This window comes from Microbulbifer sp. GL-2 (assembly GCF_007183175.1).
Classification (GTDB): domain Bacteria; phylum Pseudomonadota; class Gammaproteobacteria; order Pseudomonadales; family Cellvibrionaceae; genus Microbulbifer.
This window is the reverse complement of sequence record NZ_AP019807.1, coordinates 2,929,502-2,946,256: the sequence shown is the minus strand read 5'-3', so window position 1 is coordinate 2,946,256 and position 16,755 is coordinate 2,929,502. Positions and strand designations below refer to the sequence as shown.

Sequence of the window (16,755 nt, the reverse complement as noted above, 5' to 3'; positions counted from 1 at the left end):
TTTTTGCACAGTCGCTGCGCTCCCATTTTCGTACAAAAAGCACACAAAGGAAGCCGCGTCTGATTGCGGCGTTAAGTTCACTCTATGAGAAAGTTCATCAATCTAAATAAATCTAAGCAAGAAGCTCTGCTGAAGCAGTTTCCAGGCTTACAGAAAATCATAGAAGTTGAACCTCCAGACAAATACACCTTTTTGGCAGTCTCAGTTTTTGACCACTGGTTGAGTCGAGAAGAAGCACGAATGCTGTTGGATGACGTTTCTGGAGCGGAGCAAAAGAAGAGAAATGAAGCCCTTTACTCTTTTAGTAAGAAACTTTTAAAAGAAACTGAAGTTATTAATTTTAGGATGGCCGGTAAGTGGAGCCATTCTAAGCCTAAATTTCGTCGTTTAACGTCAGATGATGCAGCTTTTGATTATTTCAAACCTGCAGTATCTGAGACCAGTAAGAGATTTTTTAACGTAGTTATTCCTGAGCTAGGCGTGGTCTTCTTAGAAAGTTGGGATGATACAAATGTCATGTACCTACTGGATGACTCTGTAAAACCGCAACTAGAGGAATGGGCTGCTGAATGTGGGGTACACTGTCTGGCAAATGGAACTTAACAAGCAGTGGCAGAGCGACAGCCAACGCTGGGCGTAAGCTTAAACATGAACCGAAAGAAATCGTTATCGATTCTAGTTTTATCAACTCTATTAATAGGGGTTGTTTTCTCTATGGTACCTTTTTTTTCATCGCTTCAGCCTAATGCTAAAGCTGAAGCAGCCCTGTTTAGGCTAGATATATCAAGGATTAATAATGGCGAATTTATAATTTTTGATCACCCAAACTACGGTGATTCAATCAGAGGCTATAAATGGAGCGTAATGATCTACAAAAGCCATAGTGGCTCCATTACTGCTTTTGATATTCCCCGCAAAGGCAAAGCAACAGGGCTTCCCGATATGTACTGGTGGAGGCCTGCTTGGCCATGCTTTAATTTTGGGCCAACCTTTTCAGGAAGCAAGGTTGATGAAAGTATGCCCATTAAGTGCCACGACAACAGAGAGGAGCTTGACTATTGGCTTCCCCAGGTTGAATGGGATCTAAGCGGAAAAACCATAAAAGGAAGCATGGATAATATGCTCCCAACATTAGGTACAGTTGAGGGAAAGCACTTTGTATTTGGAAAACGAAGCTAACAAAGGCAAGCACAATCGCCAAATGCAAAAAACTCATTTGGCTGGACTCGCTATACTGCGTTTCGCTCGTCTGTGTGGCCGGCGTTATATTTCCATTCACAATTTAGCAAATAGAGAGAAAAGTGGAATTAAATATTTATCAAGTTGATGCTTTTGCTTCGGAGGTTTTTGAAGGTAATCCTGCTGCAGTATGTCCTTTAGAGTCTTGGTTGCCAGATAGTATTCTCCAGAGAATTGCAGAAGAGAATAATCTGTCTGAGACGGCATTCTTTGTCGCTGAAAATGATTCATTCTCACTGCGCTGGTTCACGCCTGAAGATGAAGTTGATTTATGTGGTCATGCTACTCTTGCTACGGCTCATGTACTATTTGAGCATCTTGGTTACTCTGATCAAACTATCCAGTTTCAAACAAACAGTGGCCTACTTACCGTGGAGAAATCAAATTCTGGATATGGTATGGACTTCCCTGCTACAGTGCCTAAAGCAGTTGTAGCTCCAAACATTCTCATTGATGCTTTAGGCGTTTCTCCAAAGGAAGTTTTGTCTGGGTTTGATTATGTGGTTGTTTTGGGTAGCGAAACGGAGGTTCGATCTATGGTACCTGATTTTATAAAACTGTCACGACTTGATCTAAGAGGGGTAGAAATCACCTCTCCAGGCGATAAAGTGGATTTTGTTAGTCGATGTTTCTTTCCGAAGCTGAAAGTTAATGAAGACCCTGTTACGGGGTCAGCACATTGTGAGCTAGCTCCATATTGGAGTGAAAGGCTGGGGAAAAATAATCTTACAGCACAGCAATTGTCTAAACGGAGGGGAATTGTTGGCTGTGAGGTCATTGGGGATAGGGTGGTACTTAAGGGTGATGCTGTAGATTATTTACAAGGCAAGATTACGATCAAAATATAACAAGTACCTGCACAGAAAAACTAAAAACGCCGAATCGCTCTGCTTTTATTTTCCTGTGAGGCAAGCGTTAGCACCCAAACTATGAAGAAATTAATATCCTTTTCGATAGTAGCATTGATATATTGCAATTCGGCATTTTCAGAGGAAGAGTTAGTCGTCGCTTTGCCTGAAAATAACATATTTGTCATGTCTAAATCGGCGGCTTGTAAAGGCAATCCTAATCTATGGGTGTGTAGAGGAAAAAAGCCCTATAGTGGAACCGTGAAATTATATTGTAATACCTCAAAGTCTGATTGTAGTAGAGTAGATAAAAGATTAACTATAAGAGATTTTATTGCTAGCGAACGTTCTCTGGCTCCCTCCTGCATAGCATCCATTAACCATAAGATTATCGTGACAAATGGTAAACTTGGTAAGTGCATATCTTATAAGCTCAAGAGAGAAGCAAAGTGCTAACAAGTGGCATCAGCAACGACCCTTTGGGTCTAGACATACATTTCGCGGCTTCGCCGCTACATTCCGGCTGCTGTGCCAAGCGTTAAATGACACAGGGAGAGTAAATGAAATCACTCATAATAAATCTTTTCGGCCTAGCAGGATCTTGGTATATGATCGATCTTGCTTCCGAAAATTTGGTTAATTCTACTTTCGCCCCGTTAGTATTTACAGGCTTCCTAATTTCCAGTGTACTGTGGTTTATTGTGAAGTTTGGAGTAACTCAGGGGTCTAGCTCTGGTAGTTATTTTAGCAGTGGTGATTCTGGAGGTTTTGGTGGTGGAGATGGAGGGAGTGGTGATGGTGGGTGTTAGATCACTTAACAAGCGCATGTTGCTCATCGCTATCGCGTTCAGGCGACTTACACTTCGCCCACCGCAAATACGAATATTGTAAGGCACTATGAGTCAACTTAAGGAGGTCATTATCGCCATTTATGGTGGTGCCTTAATGTTAGTTATTGTGCTAATTATATTTGCGTTAAATTGGAATGTCCGGGGGAAACCTTCCCCCATTGAGTAGACGCCTACCTTTTGAATAGGGTAGGAAAAAATGCCGAAAATACTGAGTGAAGAGCGGGTTGTTGAATATTCAACAGAGTTCAAAGTTAGAGTGGTAGCTCTCACTAATCAACTGAAAGTAGATACGACTACAATCGCCAACATTGTTGGTTTGCATCCAGTAATGGTGTATAGATGGCGACAGGAAAGTAGAGAAGGCAAGCTGGTCGAGAAGCCCAGTCGTAGAATAAGTATGACCAAGACAACGAAAACTCAGTTTCAAACTGATGATAAAGAGATAAGACGTCTAAAAAAGCAGGTTGAGAAATTGCAAAAGGAGAATGATTTCCTAAAAAAGTGGGAAATGTACCTGAAAGATCCAAAGCCGAAAGATTCTCGTTCATAGCTCTTAATCGATCAGACTTTGGTGTCAGGTACTTATGTAGATACTTGAATGTTTCACCCCAAGGGTTTTATAAGTGGCTCAACCGTGATGAGAGCACTCGAGACATAGAAAATAGGCGAATTCTAGGGTGTATCGAAGCTATCTATGCGCAGCATGATGGTAATTATGGAAGTCCAAGAATTAGCGCAGAGCTGAAAGCTAATGGTGAACGAATAAATCACAAGCGTGTTGAACGCCTTATGAGAGAGGCTGGAATCGTGGGGAAAGCTGGAAGGATCTATCGTCGACGCCCTTTGCCTGGAAATCCTTGCATTAAGGTTGAAAATTTACAAAGAGAGCATGGTATGCCGAGTAAACCAGACTCTCAATGGGCTGGTGATGTAACCTATCTGAAGATCAATGGGCAATGGCAATATTTAGCTGTGATTATTGATCTTTACTCCCGGAAAGTGTTGGGTTGGGAGCTGTCGGATACTCGAACTGTTGAGTTAACACTGTCAGCGCTAAATAAAGCTGTCCGTCGCAAAAATATAGAATCAGATCTAATATTTCACAGCGACCGAGGTTCTGAGTACGGTGCTTATGCATACCAAAACCGACTCAAAGAATTGGGTATTGAGCCGAGCATGAATCGTCCAGGGTTTATGAATGATAATGTGTATGTAGAATCATTTTTTCAAACACTGAAAACTGAGAGTTTTAAAGGATTTAATTTTGAGTCCGTTGAGGAGCTAAGAACCAACTTAGCTTGGTATCTTGATAGGTACTATAACTTTAAAAGAAGACATGGTTCACTTGGGTTCAAAAGCCCAGATGAATATGAAAGAATGGCCGCATAAGATGAATATAAGGTGGCGTCTACTTTAAGGGGGGAGGCTTCGCTTAGCTAGGCGTTACACGCAAATCTATCGAGTTAGCCCTGAGGATATATGCGAGATCAGAAAATCAGCATTGATGGTGTTGGTGCGGTAATTTTTGGATTTTTATACCTATGCAGTATGTTATTGGCTGCAATATCTTTTCTTATATTAATCTTGGCTAAAAGAAAATCTCAGTTTAAAAAATTAACCAAGTTTTCTGGCTGCTACTCCCTATTTATTGGGATTATGGGAATCTTGTCTAATGTATTTTTAATATTTGTGTACCTGAGCCCTAGACAAGGACTAAAGCTAGATCCTCCCGGTGAGGATGGTATTTATATTACAAGTATTTTAGCTTTTCTATTGATTACGTTTTTCTCATTCATTTGGTCAGCTTTTGGTAGGCTATTAATTAATGTATCGCTACTAACAGCCTCTGTATTGGTCATCGGATTAATGGTACATTGCGTTTTTTCCCAGTCTATACCAATTCAAGACTACCTAATTCCAGGTTCTCTAGCACTCTCCTATATCTGCTTATTCTTTTATATTCGTAATAAAGTTGAAGCCGTATAACAGGAGTAAACACTAGGACACCCACAAATTGAAAGATGACATCGGAAATAGTGCAGGCCTTCCACCTTGACGGCCATTTCTCCTGATCAGGTATAGGGCAAAGTGAAATGCTGAAAAATTATGCTTTAGGTTTGAAAATTGTGTGATTTTGACCAAGCCGGAAGGAATAGTATCGAAAGGTTGGGAGGGAATTAGTGGGGCATTGCAGATAGGAAACGCTGGCAGTCGCCTATACCATGTACCCAGCGTTTATTGAGCTGAATACAGGCTTGCCGTACAACCTCCGCTGATCCCACTAGGCCTTTAAAGCGGCTTTCAAAGTTCCGATTAAAATAGAGCCAGTGTTTTGCTGAGATGCCCAGTGGCTTAAGGATAGGGGGCGCCTTTTGAGAAATGGCACCGATCGGCTTGAGATCTACATAGGCTATAAAGTGGGCTTCCTGAATCGAGGCTAGCGGGTTGGGCCTAATTACAGCTTAGCGGCCCCGATTACAGCAGCAAGCTAAACAGATCTGTCCAGATAAGAACGTGAACTTTCAATACACGACGACATCATTAGCTCAGCCCATTAGCCACATAGCTGCGGTATCCTTGGCCACCTCGCCTCCAGGCTAAGCCTTATATGATGTTGCTGTTTGTCTGCTCGCAGTTTTACTAGCGGCTTCCTCCCCACAAGACCTCGCTATGCTGCAGTTGCCATTCGTTAGTAGTTAGCATTTAATGGAACCCATTAAATGGTGATCCTCCTACAGGGGACTTTCACCCCATTAGTTCACGCCCATGCTGGGCGTACCAGGTAGCAGCAATACGCAGCCTTTGGCTGTCGGACTCAGTACAATGTGCTTCACGGTTGAGGCAAGCATTAGAGTTGATTAAGTAGTTCACATGGAATGTATGTATGGAACAGTTTAAAACCGTAGAGAATTTAAGGGAATATATAAGTAAACTTGGCCCTTTCTATGCACGTCCTACAGAGGCTGGAGCACACCCAACTCTCTATAGAAATAGCAATGATGCATCTATCATTAGTGGCGTTAGAAAACGTGATTATCTTTTCTCACAAGATGAGCGCTGGGTTTTACCACATCCACAAATGGGGCTCTCATTCTCGGCGCACTGGCAGCATTTAAAGCGTATCTATAGAATGAAGAAAAAGGTGACAAAAGGCCTTCCTATTAATGTATTTTGGGTAATTGAAAAAGCAGATATACCGAATGGTTTAGAATTTTCACCTGACCCCAAAGATAAGAAGCACTACCTGCTTGTAGTTACTGAAAGAATGAGGGTTGAAGACTTGGTAAGTAAGTTAACTTGGGTTGCTGATCGGATGTCAGTAATTAAAGAGGCTCAAGACGCACTATGATTGAATATAAATACCCAGAAGAACGCGAGATCCTTATTCACTACGCTGAAAAGATGGAGAATGAAACTGCACTAGATATTCTTAAGCAAGGCGTAGTTTCTAATCGAGAGCAGGCATTAGCTCTTTCTCAATTCTATTGGGGAATGATAGACGTTGCTGCTGATGATCAAGGTTCTGGATTCCCTTTGCTGGAGAAAGAAGGAATCGAGCAGTGGATGGAGTATATTTTTCACTCTCTGAATGGCTACTTGGTGAGTAATGGCTATGAAGAAGAGTGGGATCAAGAGTAAGGCTCTAAATCGTGTAGCCGGTAGTATCTAGCTACCGGCCCCTACACCACCCATCGTACGTGTCCGCAATGGGCGGTTCCCTATCCGTAATGAATCTCTACCCAACGATAGCGTTGAGCAGCTTTTCATTTGAGTTGAGTGTCATGGCAGTGCGGTACGTCAATTTTATATCCTGCTGGCAATATATCGGTAGGCTAGCCCTGTCTTTTAACTCGTGGATTTAGGTTCAGGTCTTCACCCTATCCAAGGTATTAATTGCTGATATCTGTTTAATCACCTTGGCCATTACTGACCGAGGCGATGGTGGCTAGCGGGTTGGGCCTACTTATGAGTCAGCGGCCACGCTGACAGCTTCATAGCAGCAAGTTAAACAGATCTCCCCAGATAAGAGAGTGAACTTTCACTACAAAAATGTATCATTTACTCTACCCATTAGATCGCATGGCTTCGGCATCCTTGGCCATCTTGCTTGCAAGGCTAAACCTTATAGGATGTTTCTGTTCGTCAGCTCGTATCTTGCTAGCGGCTTCCTCTCCACAAGACCTCACGGTATTACAGTTGCCATTCGCTAGTAGTTAGCATTTAATGAAACCCATTAAACGGTGATCATCCTATAGGAGACATTCACCCCATTAATCCACACCCATGCTGGGCGTACCAAGAAAATACAGCGGATCCACAAAGACTGCGGATTTTCGGACTGCTGATTTGGGTATTATGCATCAGGAGGAATAGTGAAACTGATTATATTTTTTAAATTATTTCTCTTTGCAAGTATGAGCTTTGCTATCGGCTGGGAAGAGGTGCCCCGAGAGATTTCTGAGAAAAGGGGCATCTCTATTAATTCGGAGCCTAACCAAAGTGGGGGGTGCCATAAATTCAGAATCTCACTACCCAGCAAGTTACACTTTAGCGAATTAGGTGAACGTAAGTTCTGGTCGGCCACGTATAAGGTGGTATCGGAGAAAACTAGGGGTTGGCAATTGGCGTCAAAAGGTACCCAAGTAGCTTTGCCTTCCCGTCCAGATGGCCGAAGTGTAAGAATAGATGGGCTCTGCTTAAGTGATTCAGATCTTCACAGTGCCTATATTTCGACTGTCTATGGTGGCTCGCAAGGAATTTCTCCAATGATTATTCTGTTAAACTTGGATGCATATAAATAATGCATAACAAAACAATCAAAGGGCCACTTCGTGGCTGGACCTACATTTCACAGCTTCGCTGCTACATTCGGCTGTGTTGGCGACATTAAGGCTACGATGAATATTCGAGAATCTATCCAGTCTCAATTTTCCGGAAAAGCTTTCGAAAGACCTTTGTTCTATTCCCACGATAAAGGTCTTCGTTTTGAGCTTTCCTTAGGCGGAGATTGGCTCGATCAATTTGACTTGGCATTACGTAAATCTCACGAAATATGTGAAGATATATTCGATAAAGAAATTGTTGCCTGTTACCGTATTTTTAGTGACGAACCCCTAGTTTCATCTATCTCCACTTTTCGTGAGCTTAGAGATATCGGATTATTTCCTGAGAGAGATAAAGAGCACTGGTTTGAGCGTGTAGCGGTAGATGAGGACTGGATTGAGGACGAAAACGAAGATTACTGGCATACAGTTGCGGTAAAGCTACCCAAATCAAGTTTGAAGAAACTACTTTGGTGCAGCATGGCACAAGACTTAGGTGTCAAGCCATGTCCGCAAGTAAACATCTACCTCTTTGATCTATCTAAAGGAGTTGAAGTTTGGCCTTATGATGATCGAGGTATGGACGTTATTGGCAACACGGCCATGCTGTCTCAGCTATACAAGAAGTTTAATTCCTATCTTCTCGACTACGATAGAGAGATAATGGACACCAATTTTGGCTAACGCCTTAACATGTAGAAGTTCAGACTTAACCTGACAGTTACCGGTTTTTCAGAAAGTGTTCTGTCAGGTCAAATTCAGTTTACAAATTTTTCCTTTCAGATGCTTTTTCCATCGTCAAGTGTTGCCATCGGTGTGCGGCCACAACACTTCTTACCTTGTTGGGTGCGATCATTATTATAATAGATGAGCCATTCGTCCAGATCCTTTTGTAGCTCTTCTATTGATCCATAGATCTTGCGACGCAATGATGGTTGGTAGAATTCCTGTAAAATAGTTTTATGGAATCGCTCACAGATACCGTTGGTTTGTGGATGTCTTGGTGTGTTCTATTTCGTTCACACTTAGATATAACTGATAATCATGTTGCTCCAGCTTGCCACAATATTCTGTACCATGGTCATTCAGAAGGTCTGCTGCAGTGATTGGTGTTTTGGTGGTATACAGCTTGCAGTGAGCCACTTTTGCATAGGTATCGACATAGGTTTGCTGGTAAACACGCCCAACTCCCTTAAGTTTTCCTACATAGAAGGTATCCTGCGAGCCTAGATAGCCTGGATGTTGAGTGTCAATTTCACCATAGGCTTCATTATCATGCCGCTTTCTCTCCAAGGCCTGAACCTGCGATTCTGTGAGAATCAGCCCCCTCCTCAGCCACCTTGGCCTCAAGCGCTTTTAATCGTAATTTGAAGTTGGCCAGGTCATGCCGCAGCCAGATGCTCCGAACGCCACTAGAGGACACAAATACACCGCGTTTACGTAGTTCATTGGAAACGCATACCTGTCCATGGGCGGGTTCCTGGAGGGCATAAGCCAAGACGACCTCTTTAATGACAGCGTCAACACGGTTTTGTGGTTAGGTAGCCGGCGATTCTTCTCAAGAAGGGCATCCACGCCACCACTTGAAACGGCTTCCTGGTACCGATAGAAAGTGTCTCTCGATACACCAAGCATCTTGCAAGCTTTGGAGATATTGCCAAGTTCTTCTGCCAGATTGAACAATACGGTCTTGTGTTTGATAATGCGATCATTAGTATGGATCATGGGGTTTATCCTTGGTTTTGCTTATAGGTTTAGGCACCTTCATCAAAACCGGTAAACCCCTCTTTTTCAAGAGAATGTTTCAGATTTGGTCTGAACTAATCCAACTTATTCAATCCTACGAGCGAGATTTCTGGATGACTTTTGAAATCAGTAATAATACCAACTAAAACAACACTCCCCAAACTTCCCCGTGAGTAGATATATATAGATATCGAAGACGAGAACTAGCCTCCAATCTCTTTAGCTCCATTAGAGTTCATGATAAATTTGTTAGAAATTACCATCAAGAAAGTTATCACTCTTTGTTCGCACGGAACCACCAGCAACGTTGATATTCGCTCAATTTATGGTACAGCCCCCTAATCTAAAAAAACAAATGCCACCTGAATAAATACCCCTAAATCACCATTGTTGGGCTATGAAAATTTGGACACCCACTCATTCATAATTTACTATAACGCTATTAAAACATACACAATGGAACCAACCTTACCAATTACTTTCTATATTAACCCCACAGATAACATTAACTAAGGAATAGCTAGTGAAAAATATAATTTATTTAATATCAGTATCTCTAGTTTGCATCTCATGTGCCACAGTAAAGACAATAAACCCGAAGGATAACCAGATAGATATTACTCATAGAGGGCACAAAAGCTATTGTGAAAGCATTCCAAGAGTTTACAGTGGGGCTTCTTATTCCTTCTGCTTAATGAACAGTGAACCTAGCGAAACGGTAAATCATGGTTCGACACTTAATAATGTCCCCTTCGTGGCTATAGATGCAGTTTTTTCAGTAGCAGCGGATACAGTTGTTTTACCATATACAGTAGTAACTCAGGCACAGCATGGCAATATTAAAGTGAACTGACGCATAGTAATTACTACCTGATCTACTCTAGCAGTGTCAACCCCATATAATATGGTACATCTGATCCGTTTAAGAAGTAGAAATTTCATACTAAACAGCTATTTCAATAATTTTATTATTGAAATAGCAATTCTCACCAGTATTGGTAAATCACATACAGCCTCTTAAGTTTGTAAAAATCAACATCCAACCGCATTAGAAACACTGAACTTCGGAGGAATCATTTACAACATATGGATGTGATCCCTCATTACGTACCCTTCAACAAGCTCAATGTCCTTTTGATGGCATAACGCTCGAAATAATAATTCAACCTCTCGCCTCAATGTCCCAAATAACGCTTTTTTGGTACACGGGTACAAATACCACATGGTACCTGTAATAAGCTTGGCACTGCCAATCTCGCATATGGCCTTCTTATAGAGCTTGCTGGTTCATAGAGGCCACATTTTTACTCTGCGCGCCGGAACGGCAGAGCCTAGTCAAGCCTCACCGTCAGAGGCGGTGGTTTACCTATGTATTAATTAATAATCCTTCTTCCACTGTAACTCTACACTGCCAGATCCACTGTCTCCATCATCAGCAGTTTTGAATTCCAGGTTAAGCTTTTCCCGCAATTCAATCTGCATTTCCGCTTGCCAGGGGCTTAAGGGATCGGTGCTGCGCTGCAGCTCTACATAAATTCGATTGGTAATATATTTGCCCAGGCTCAGGGCATATTCATCACCCTCATCGCCTTCTTGCTCGATATTAAGCGTATCAAGCTTCAGTAATTCTCGAGTTTTGGCTACCGGGTCCAACACGGCTCGACCGGTTTGCAGGCTACGCACCACACTTACCAAACGCACGGCTTGCAGTGGCGAGATAGCCGATAAGGACTTACCAAACAGCAACTGCGCTAAAATTTCATCCTGGGAAGCCGAAGGATCTGAACTGAAAGTAATATCCAGGTCTGTTGCAGAGCCGGAAATATTTGCGGTGATTTCGCCATCACTATAGCTGTAGACACCTTCTACAAACACCGCCACTTCATTATTTTCAAAGCGGATCTCCCCTTCCTGCAGATTAAATTTCTTACCCAGAAGGTCAAAACTACCACGCACAATGGTTAGCTCCCCCGAGGCTTCCGGTTTGGCTGCAGTTCCGCGAATATCTACTTGCCCGCGCAATTGAGAGTTAAGGCCTAGACCCCGCACATAGGATTGCTGATCCAGCACCACCTCGACTCCCAGACTGATTTTACTGAGCAGCGGTGCCGCGCGTTCCACCTGAGGACCATCCACCTGGACCTCCACTACCTGAATTTCAGGCACGGTACTGCCAATCCACTGCTCTATCTGCACCGCCAGTGGACGCAGAGTAAAGCGGCCAGTGATTTGCGCATCCTGGGTGGAGCCCGACAGAGTAGCCTCCCCGGAAATTGCGCCGCGTACTCCCGGGGTATTTAGTAGGTGTGCTCTATTCAGATTCAGACTCAGACTTAACTGCGGCTCGGCTTGCTCAGGGAAAAATACAGCCCCACCCAAATTAATCGTACCGCCATCGACAACTGTGGCACTGCCTCTCTCGATACGCCATTCCCCCGGTGTCAAGCGTGCATAAAAGTCGATATTGTTAATACGCGTATGGCTGGGGCGATGCTCATAACTGGCCCCGCTCAGCTCTATCGCACCATTGAGACGTGGCTCACCCAAAGTACCAGCACCATCCGCTGAAAAGCTCAACAGGCCATGCATCACGTGTACCCTGGGATCAATAAATTCCGCAATTACTGACAAGTCCGCAGTACCACTACTAACTAGTTGCAGTGGAAGCCCACTCACAGGTTGCGTCGGGCTATCGGCAAGTAGACGCTCAAAAATGGGCGAAATTAGTAACTTGGCGTTGCTATTTATTGCACGGCGGCTACCGTGGTCGGCTATCAGAGATGCCTGCAGTTCACCCTCCTCTGTAAGCCATTCCAGGGTCATAGAGAGTGGTTGCACCTGCGCACGCCCCTGCTCACGGCCTGACGCATAGCTGCTGATACGCAACTCTCCTTCAAACTGTGGCTGACGAGGGCTGCCGGTGATACTCGAGTACAGGATGAGATCACCTTGCTCGGGAGTATTAAATGGCAGCTCCGGCGAGAGATCCTCCAATGAAGCCCTGCCCTGTAATTGCAAATCCAGTCGCTGCTCGTTGAGACTGCCGTGCGCCCGAAGCTGGTTGCGCCCTGCCCACAGAATCTCCACCCCATCTACAACCAGGCTCTTATCTGCATAATCGAGTGCGCCCTGCAGCTGCCAGGGTTCATGGCGATAGCCGCCCTGGGCCAGCACGCTGGCGCGTACTTCGGGATTGGTAAGTGCTCCCTTGACCTCACCATCCAGGCTAAGCTCACCTTCCAGGGTATTTGGTAGCGGTAGCCCTGTGACTTCGAGTAGGGTTAACGGCAGATTGCGTGCACTCACCCCCACCTGGAGTTGATCCCGTTTGGGTTCAAGTACTCCCTCCGCTTCCATCAGGGCAATGCCCTGCCGCCCCAGGCGCTGAGCTTCCTCGGCAAGTGAGGTGAGGCGGCTCTCATTTTGCTCGGGCAATGTTGTGCCTTTATCCATACTCGGAACAGTCACTGGCGATTGGGGGCCACGGAACTGGCCCATGTCAAAGTGGTTCACCGATCCGTTGGCATATAACTCGATGCGTAACCCCTGAAGATCAATCTTCTCCAGGTTGCCGCTGGCATCGCCTTTCAGGTTGTAGCGGTATTCGTGAACCAGGCCATCGGATTCCAGACTGGCATTCAGGCGCGGATTGGACCAGGGGCCTTCCACACCTACCTGCCCCTGCAGGCCCAAGCTTACGCCCTTGGCAGAGGCAAGACCGAGGTCTTCATTGGGATTGAGATTGCGAACATCTACCTGCAGCTGCAAATTCAGCGCTTTGCCCTCAAGGTCTATGGTGCCACCACCAAGAACATTTAACTTTTCCCCCATTAGGGCAAAGTCTGTAATCGTTAGCCCCTTCAGGTTACCGTTGACTCCAGCCGTCAACTCATTTTGCAAATTTCGGTAAGCGGATACAGCACTTAGGTCTCCCTGCAAATCCGGGTTATCCCAAGGTCCCTGTGCGGTTAGCTGTAATTGGTGCAGGGTGCCGGAAAAGTCTTCGGGAATTCTTAATTGCTCTGTTTGCGGAAGGGAAAGTAAAAGGCGACGAATTTCCTCAACTCCCAACTCCTGCACAGCCGCACTCAAATCCAGGGTTTTATTTTCAGTATCTATAGCGCCGGCAGTACGAATCTGTGCTCCGGCAAATTCCAGCTGCAGGGACTCCAGCTGGATAACCCCCTGGGTGGTAATTACCCGGCCTTCAAGGTCTAGGGGCTGCTCCCGATAACTGCTATTCAATTTCACCTGGCCGGAAATATTGGGCAGCGGCAGAGTGCCGGAAACAGCTAAATCTGCACTGAACCAACCACTGTGAAGTACATTTTGCCAGGGACGGGAAAGAGTCACCGGTAAGCGGTTGAGCTGAAGCTCAGCGGAGATATTGTCGGCACTAATGTTACCGGACAAGGTGCTGCGCTTGCCGTCCACCTGCAGCCAGATACCGTCGGTGTGCAGCCGCCAGGGGAATAGATCGATAAGCAGACTGCCTGTCAGCGCCAGCTTATGCTGGGAAAATGGAGAGGTGAGCGACTCTATATCAACCTGAACCTGCTTATCGCGGCGGCGCAGGGAAATTTTACCGTGCGCATCCAGCCCCTGCCCCGCTGGCAAGTGCAACTGGCGACCAACAAATCCCTGAGCCTTTTCACTGGCAGAAAAATCCAAAATAAATCGACCGGGCTGACGTTCACGTCCCTCGACAATAAACTGCAGTTCGCCACCATTTAATTCCCAGACTTCCAGCTGCAATTGGGTAGGTTGACCCTCCCACCGGTACAAAGTATTGCCGCGCACAGAGATCGCAGGAATATCAGCTATTTTGCTACTGATCAACTGAAATCGCTCAAGTTGCAATTCTCCAACACGAAATCTCGGCAGCAAAGCTTCCCAGCTCGTGGCTTTTGTGCTGTCAGGTTCCTCTTCTACAACTTGAGCTGTTTCTTCCTCGGCTCCAACCAGGGACTGCAGCAGTTCATCCAGTACATCGAGATTCAATAAAAGGTCTTTGGCAACGGCCCGCTCAACATTGATAGGGTTGCTGGAAAAACTCTGAAGCTCCATTTCCAGCTGGTGACCTTCGGCCAGGGTATTGCTCTGAAAGTCGACCCTAAGACGCTCAAAAAACCATGCGCCGAGGCGCTCACTGCCCATTCCCTCAGTCTCAATCGAGAGGCCATCAATTGCCTGTTCCGCGCCGTAAAAAGCCACACGGGTAAGACTGACCCGCCCCGGTTCTGTGCCCAGGAAATAGATCAGCGAAAGCACAACCAACAGACACAAGCCGGTTATCAGTGAACCTCCCTTACCTAGAGAACGCCACAGCCCGCGTAATAGAGCAGCCAAAGTACGGAAAAAGCCCAGTGCAAATACGCCCAATTTGTCCATCAGAAAGCTTGCCCCAGACTGATGTATACCTGATAGCGATCATCCACACCGTCGCGGCGGTCTAATGGGAAAGCGAGGTCGAAGCGAATGGGAGCAAAAGAAGTGATATAGCGCACTCCAAAACCCGTCCCCCAGAAAAGGTCGGAAAAGTTGGGGCTCGGATTTTCGTAAGCGTTACCCCCATCTAAAAACAAAACCCCACCCCAGGTATCGGTGAAACGAAAGCGCCCTTCAATTGAGATTTCACTGAGGCCGCGCCCACCAATCGAGTCTGATAAAGTTTCCTCGCCGACCTCATTAATCTCAACAATACGTGGCCCCAACTCCTGGTAGCCATACCCACGCACCGAACCACCGCCGCCAGCATAGAAGCGCTCATCCGCCGGAAGTTCCAGATTATCTGCACCGGTAATGGCTCCAGCTTTAATTCGCAGAGCCAGGGTTGGTTCATAGCGCGCCGACTTAGCCGTTTTATAGGCAGTCAGCTGCAAGGTATTTTTTACAAAAGACGTGCTGTTATTGTTCAAGTCCAAATAAGGTTTGATTTCCAGGGCCGAGGTAGCGCCGCGACGGGCATCCAGCGGTTTATCTGTAGTGTTCAATTTAAAGCCGAGGGGGAATGCCAACAGGTGATAGTTTTCATCCGGGTCCCCGTCTTCCACAGCGCCTTCCACTTTCTCATCCACGCGACTGAATTTCAGTTCGGCCCCTGCACTGATAGTTCGGTGTTTGCTCAATTTACGCGATACAAGCCCCTTAAGAGTTAACGCCTTGGAACGATAGGAATCCACATCCTCACCAGTAAGAGCTACGCTGGCGGTAAACCGCTGTCTGTCCCTAAAAAAGCGCGGAATGGTCAGCTTGCTCTCCAGAGTTTGTTTGACCTTATTAACCTTGCTTCCCACCTCCAGCTTTTCACCACGGTGAAAAATATTGCGGTGCTCCCAACCGGCAGATACTCCGGGGCCCTCATCAGAGGTATACCCCACTCCAAAAGTTATGGTGCGATGGTTGCGTTCCTGCACAATAAAGGTGATATCAACCAAGCCGCTGTAGGGTTCCGACACATGGTGGGTCACGTTGGAAATTAGATTGGTACGTAACAAACGCAGCTGCGCCGCATCCAGTTTACTGCGACTGAAACAATCGCCCGGATTAATATTCAACTTGCTACGTAGGTAGTCTTCCTCAATGGAAGTGGCGCCGAGGATTTGGACATCACCGACCATCACTTCCGGGCTTGGCGCCACACGGTACACAAGGCGCGCGGCAGCTTCCTGGTGAATCACTGTGGCCTGGTACGTGACATCGACGTTGAGCAGGCAGGCATTATTATTGAGATACCTGGTAATTTTCTGCACCCCCTCAAGCACTTCATCAGCCTGGAGAGGATCTCCAACCGAGATAGCCAATCCAGGAAATCCCGCACGCAGTCCTGTCGGCATTTCAATATCCAGGCTCTTGATCAAATACTGGGGGCCGGGTACCACTTGATAAACAATCTCAGTGCCCAGCACAGACTCTCGCACAGTGGCATCGTAATACCCCTCCGCACGCAATAGTTTTTCCAGGTTACCTCGTTCATAGTGAGCGATATCCTGTGGCTCTGTATAGCTCTCAAGGGCACTGCTATTTTTACGCAGCTCTTTGAGTTCCTTACTCAAGTTTTCCTGTAACTGGGGATCTCCCTGCATATTCAGGGATAAACCCGGCAGTTTGGAGAAAAAAGGAATGGCTACCGCCCGCTGTATGGGCAGTAATGCAAAACCGATAAGCAGGGAGATAAAGAGAGTTCGCAAAATATTAATCCGTTGACTACAGCGGCTACTCCGCGTACTTCCGGGTATCCACTCCCTT

At 45.7% G+C, this 16,755-nt stretch carries 15 protein-coding genes and 1 pseudogene; 12 read left to right on the top strand and 4 right to left on the bottom strand.

The features are described 5' to 3' along the window. Nucleotides 1-84: 84 nt before the first annotated feature. From GL2_RS12850 to GL2_RS12800, 11 genes are all read left to right on the top strand, one after another. Complete coding sequence (locus tag GL2_RS12850; RefSeq protein WP_143731036.1) at nt 85-603, top strand: hypothetical protein; 519 nt, start codon at nt 85-87, stop codon at nt 601-603. A 6-nt stretch (nt 604-609) separates the two neighbouring features. Next, nucleotides 610-1,179 (top strand): hypothetical protein, encoded by a 570-nt coding sequence (locus tag GL2_RS12845; protein ID WP_143731034.1) that lies wholly within the window; start codon nt 610-612, stop codon nt 1,177-1,179. Nucleotides 1,180-1,301: 122 nt separating this feature from the next. Continuing rightward, nucleotides 1,302-2,087, top strand: a complete 786-nt coding sequence (locus GL2_RS12840) for a PhzF family phenazine biosynthesis protein (protein WP_143731032.1) — start codon at nt 1,302-1,304, stop codon at nt 2,085-2,087. 560 nt (nt 2,088-2,647) lie between these two features. Next, nucleotides 2,648-2,896 (top strand): hypothetical protein, encoded by a 249-nt coding sequence (locus GL2_RS12835; RefSeq protein WP_143731030.1) that lies wholly within the window; start codon nt 2,648-2,650, stop codon nt 2,894-2,896. A 238-nt stretch (nt 2,897-3,134) separates the two neighbouring features. Next, on the top strand, nt 3,135-3,488 hold the full coding sequence (locus tag GL2_RS12830) for a transposase (protein ID WP_143731028.1): 354 nt from the start codon (nt 3,135-3,137) through the stop codon (nt 3,486-3,488). Beyond that, on the top strand, nt 3,440-4,327 hold the full coding sequence (locus GL2_RS12825) for an IS3 family transposase (RefSeq protein ID WP_143731026.1): 888 nt from the start codon (nt 3,440-3,442) through the stop codon (nt 4,325-4,327). The genes GL2_RS12830 and GL2_RS12825 overlap by 49 nt, the downstream gene beginning before the upstream one ends. Before the next feature lie 90 nt (nt 4,328-4,417). Further along, on the top strand, nt 4,418-4,924 hold the full coding sequence (locus GL2_RS12820) for a hypothetical protein (protein ID WP_143731024.1): 507 nt from the start codon (nt 4,418-4,420) through the stop codon (nt 4,922-4,924). An 898-nt stretch (nt 4,925-5,822) separates the two neighbouring features. Next, entirely contained in the window at nt 5,823-6,287 is a 465-nt protein-coding gene (locus GL2_RS12815; protein WP_143731023.1) for a hypothetical protein, read from the top strand. Continuing rightward, nucleotides 6,284-6,577: a hypothetical protein gene (locus GL2_RS12810; RefSeq protein WP_143731021.1), complete on the top strand. Its 294-nt coding sequence runs from the start codon at nt 6,284-6,286 to the stop codon at nt 6,575-6,577. Before GL2_RS12815 ends, GL2_RS12810 begins: the two co-directional genes overlap by 4 nt. 734 nt (nt 6,578-7,311) lie before the next feature. After that, the gene (locus GL2_RS12805) at nt 7,312-7,740 is read left to right on the top strand and encodes a hypothetical protein (RefSeq protein ID WP_143731020.1); all 429 of its coding nucleotides are present in this window, start codon (nt 7,312-7,314) and stop codon (nt 7,738-7,740) included. Nucleotides 7,741-7,770: 30 nt separating this feature from the next. Then, complete coding sequence (locus tag GL2_RS12800) at nt 7,771-8,445, top strand: DUF3885 domain-containing protein (protein WP_143731018.1); 675 nt, start codon at nt 7,771-7,773, stop codon at nt 8,443-8,445. A gap of 95 nt (nt 8,446-8,540) precedes the next feature. On the opposite strand, the pseudogene GL2_RS12795 reads toward GL2_RS12800, so the two are convergent. After that, nucleotides 8,541-9,486, bottom strand: a pseudogene (locus GL2_RS12795) (helix-turn-helix domain-containing protein). Between the two features lie 544 nt (nt 9,487-10,030). Here GL2_RS12795 and GL2_RS12790 point away from each other — a divergent pair. Next, nucleotides 10,031-10,360 carry a YceK/YidQ family lipoprotein gene (locus GL2_RS12790; RefSeq protein WP_143731017.1) on the top strand — a complete coding sequence of 110 codons (330 nt, stop codon included), beginning with the start codon at nt 10,031-10,033 and terminating at the stop codon, nt 10,358-10,360. A gap of 224 nt (nt 10,361-10,584) precedes the next feature. On the opposite strand, the gene GL2_RS22360 is transcribed toward GL2_RS12790, so the two are convergent. From GL2_RS22360 to GL2_RS12775, 3 genes are all read right to left on the bottom strand, one after another. Then, on the bottom strand, nt 10,585-10,731 hold the full coding sequence (locus GL2_RS22360; RefSeq protein ID WP_143731016.1) for a transposase: 147 nt from the start codon (nt 10,729-10,731) through the stop codon (nt 10,585-10,587). A 153-nt stretch (nt 10,732-10,884) separates the two neighbouring features. Continuing rightward, nucleotides 10,885-14,898 carry a translocation/assembly module TamB domain-containing protein gene (locus GL2_RS12780; protein ID WP_143731015.1) on the bottom strand — a complete coding sequence of 1,338 codons (4,014 nt, stop codon included), beginning with the start codon at nt 14,896-14,898 and terminating at the stop codon, nt 10,885-10,887. After that, nucleotides 14,898-16,697 carry an autotransporter assembly complex family protein gene (locus GL2_RS12775; RefSeq protein ID WP_143731014.1) on the bottom strand — a complete coding sequence of 600 codons (1,800 nt, stop codon included), beginning with the start codon at nt 16,695-16,697 and terminating at the stop codon, nt 14,898-14,900. Before GL2_RS12775 ends, GL2_RS12780 begins: the two co-directional genes overlap by 1 nt. Nucleotides 16,698-16,755 lie beyond the last annotated feature (58 nt).